Below are 701 nucleotides of genomic sequence, written 5' to 3'. Positions count from 1 at the left end.
TGATAGGTCAGAGGTGGAAGCGCGGTAACGTGTGGAGCTGACTGATACTAATCGTTCGAGGACTTAACCAATTTTTAAAAGCGAGCTTGTTTTACTACTTCTTCTGGTTATCTAGTTTTGAGGGAATGAATTTTTTTCAAAAACCTCTTGAAAAATATCAAAAAAGACATTATAATAGATTTTGTCTTTGAGAAAATAGTCTGGCAGCAATAGCGAGAAGGTCACACCCGTTCCCATACCGAACACGGAAGTTAAGCTTCTCAGCGCCGATGGTAGTTGGGACTTTGTCCCTGTGAGAGTAGGACGTTGCCAGGCTGTATATATGGAGGATTAGCTCAGCTGGGAGAGCATCTGCCTTACAAGCAGAGGGTCGGCGGTTCGATCCCGTCATCCTCCACCATAATATTTCTAAACATTACGCCGGGGTAGCTCAATTGGTAGAGCAACTGACTTGTAATCAGTAGGTTGGGGGTTCAAGTCCTCTCGCCGGCACCATTCTTTTTATTTCTTGTATGAGCCATTAGCTCAGTTGGTAGAGCATCTGACTTTTAATCAGAGGGTCGAAGGTTCGAGTCCTTCATGGCTCACCATTTATATTTAATATGCGGGTGTGGCGGAATTGGCAGACGCACCAGACTTAGGATCTGGCGCCGCAAGGCGTGGGGGTTCGACTCCCTTCACCCGCACTTATTTAATTTAGA

Annotated in this window: 4 tRNA genes and 1 rRNA gene; all 5 read left to right on the top strand. The window is 45.5% G+C overall.

Features of this window, described 5'->3' with window-relative positions:
* Nucleotides 1-199 precede the first annotated feature (199 nt).
* The 5 genes from rrf (at nucleotide 200) to TR08_RS27880 (ending at nucleotide 686) form a co-directional block, all read left to right on the top strand.
* A 5S ribosomal RNA gene (gene rrf, locus TR08_RS27900) occupies nucleotides 200-315 on the top strand.
* A 9-nt stretch (nucleotides 316-324) separates the two neighbouring features.
* Nucleotides 325-400, top strand: a tRNA-Val gene (locus TR08_RS27895).
* Nucleotides 401-419: 19 nt separating this feature from the next.
* A tRNA-Thr gene (locus TR08_RS27890) sits at nucleotides 420-495 on the top strand.
* 19 nt (nucleotides 496-514) lie between these two features.
* Nucleotides 515-590: transfer RNA gene (locus TR08_RS27885), tRNA-Lys, on the top strand.
* Between the two features lie 14 nt (nucleotides 591-604).
* A tRNA-Leu gene (locus TR08_RS27880) sits at nucleotides 605-686 on the top strand.
* Nucleotides 687-701 lie beyond the last annotated feature (15 nt).

It is taken from the genome of Neobacillus niacini, from assembly GCF_000759675.1.
Classification (GTDB): Bacteria; Bacillota; Bacilli; order Bacillales; family Cytobacillaceae; genus Neobacillus; species Neobacillus niacini_A.
This window is presented reverse-complemented; position numbering and strand designations above follow the sequence as displayed.